General features: G+C 62.0%; 2 protein-coding genes. Both read right to left on the reverse strand.

Annotated elements, in window-relative coordinates:
• Window positions 1-93: 93 nt before the first annotated feature.
• Window positions 94-1,458 carry an amidohydrolase family protein gene (locus tag ACT6Y9_RS10440; protein WP_443744487.1) on the reverse strand — a complete coding sequence of 455 codons (1,365 nt, stop codon included), beginning with the start codon at window positions 1,456-1,458 and terminating at the stop codon, window positions 94-96.
• Window positions 1,459-1,535: 77 nt separating this feature from the next.
• Entirely contained in the window at window positions 1,536-2,351 is an 816-nt protein-coding gene (dcuC, locus tag ACT6Y9_RS10445; RefSeq protein ID WP_443744488.1) for a C4-dicarboxylate transporter DcuC, read from the reverse strand.
• Between the last annotated feature and the right edge of the window lie 41 nt (window positions 2,352-2,392).

Genomic DNA, 2,392 nt, shown 5'->3' on the forward strand with positions numbered 1-2,392 from the left:
CATCAAGTGAGGAGATTTCGGTAGCGTCTTTCATTCCCTAATTATAAGGGAAAAAACAGTAGATTGTCAACTATTAGACGATTCTGTTAATAATCAGCAGAGGTGACCGAAGCGACGGTCAAGGGTCGGCACGCCGGCGGCAACCGGCAGGGCCGTGAGACCGCGGGCGCGAACGGCGGCAGCGCCTTCCGCGGCACAGAGGACTGCGCCGCCCGTTCCGACCACACGGCCCGCCTGAAGAACCGGGCGGCCCTGCACGAAGCTCGAATGCGCACGACGCTGATCCGGAGAAATCAGCGTGATGTCCGCATCGAACCCCGGTGCAAGGCGGCCCTTGTTCGAAAGACCAAGCATGCGGGCGGGAAGAAGCGACGTTTTGGCCGCAAATTCCGCGAGCGACAGACCGCCCAGGTCCATGAGCGGAAAGCTTCCTTCCACGATGACGTTGCGGGGAATCGCACCGCCGTCCGTGGCAATGCCGTCGACGAGGAACGTGCCGTCCGCGCGTTTTGCCGTGGCCAAGAAGACTCGGGAAGCCACGGGATTGACCCGGTCAAACGAGCCGTCGGCGGCACGCCCGTCGAGGAGGGCATCTGCGCCTTCACGGCCGGAAACAAGTTTGAGCATGCCGTTTCCGGGAAGAATCACGGAAAGCACACCGTCAAGCGTCGCTTTGATAAGCCCGTCGCGCGTGGGTTCATAGCCCATGCGCTTCAGGTTCGTCTGCACGACGCGGGACTTCGGATTGCCGTTTTCGTCGGCGGCAAGGGGCGCTGCGCTGCGAGCCGACAAATAGCTTTCGGTCACGATTTCGGGATGCGCTTCAAGAAGCGCTGCGGCTTCGTCGCATTCCGAGGCCACACTCTTTACTCGACCGCGGCAGTAGCCGTTGATGTGGCAGAGGTGGAAGGGGTGACCGTCGGCCACGGTCACGGCTTCACGCATCCCGACGATGTCGGAACCCGCAGCGGTGGAGCCCGCATGCCAGGCCATGTAAACGCCGCGGCGGGCGGACGCTTCGACCATGCGGCCCGAAGCTTCCGGCGTGAGCGGGAAATGACCGCCGAGAAGCTTCACGCCGTAAGCGCCGTCAACGAGCGACAGATCAATGAACGCTTCGATTTCGGAGGTGCCCGGGTTATTGCCGCCCGGAAGCTTGTCGGGAAGGATCGCCGAGAGAACGGCAACCGTGAGACCGCACCCTTCCTTCGCTTTGTTGTCGAGCACTCGGGAAGCGGGACCCGCCATATCGATGCAGGTCGTCACGCCGGCCGCAGCCGTCATGCGTTCGCCGTAGGCATGAGGCGTCAGGTGCAGATGCGTGTCGACAATGCCGGGGACCGCGATAAGGCCTTCGGCATCCACGGTTTCACGGGCGGAGGCATCAATCCCGGGTTCAACGCGGACGATGAGCCCGTTTTCAACGGCGATGTCGGTGTTGTCCGTGACGCCGCTCACGCCGTCGGCAGCCTTCACGTTGCGAATGATGAGGTCGTACATGGTGTCGTCCTCCTGTGCATTACGCTTTTTCGGGGTTAAACCACGATCAGAGCGGCAAGGATCAGCGCAACGGCCATGCCGGGAACGAGGCGCTTGGCGACCTGAACCGGATCGGCGGCAGCCATGCCGGCCACGATGATGATGGCACCGGCAAGCGGGGAAGCCGTGCGACCGAACTGCCCGGCGAGAATGGCGAGGAGGCCGAGGTCGGAGGGCTGCATGCCAAAGCTCGCAGCGTGCGGGGTCACAGCCTGGTTGAAGGCCCAGATGGCGGCTTCAGCCGAACCGGTACCGAGCGCCATGATGAAGGGGCCGATCGAAGCACCCCAGCGGGCGAGGTCGTTGGCGTTCTTGAGCGTTTCGATGAAGGCGGCAACCGTACCCGTAACCGTGAGACCGGCGGAGAAGACACCGGCGGCGACGATCAGACCGATCACCTGGGCATAGCCCGTGCCCATGCCCTTGAAGAAAGCCTTCGAAAGTTCGCCCGGGTTCTTGAGCGTGATGAGCGCGATGAAGAGGATGCCGACGATCATGGCGCAGACGACGTCCACACCGGCCTTCGGGAACCAGACCGTGGCGCAAAGGAGGACGGCAAGCGGAACGAGCGGCGCGATGGCCTTGAGGTAGTTGACCTTGATCTGAGCCTTTTCTACGATCTTGAGGGCGGCCGTTTCTTCAGCCGTCATCTTGTGGTCCTTAAAGCGGAAGATCGCAAAGGCCGAGTTCACAACGGTGGCGAGCACCACGAAGCCCACAATGCTCGGGAGCCACTGGCCGATCAGCGTCATGACGTCAACGCCCGCCAACTTGGCGACGAAAATGCCATGCGGCGTTGGGGAGTTTCCGATTAAATGTGTCGATGGTTTGAGTTAAGTCAAGATTGGGAAGG

Source organism: Sutterella sp., from assembly GCF_052272535.1.
GTDB lineage: Bacteria > Pseudomonadota > Gammaproteobacteria > Burkholderiales > Burkholderiaceae_F > Sutterella.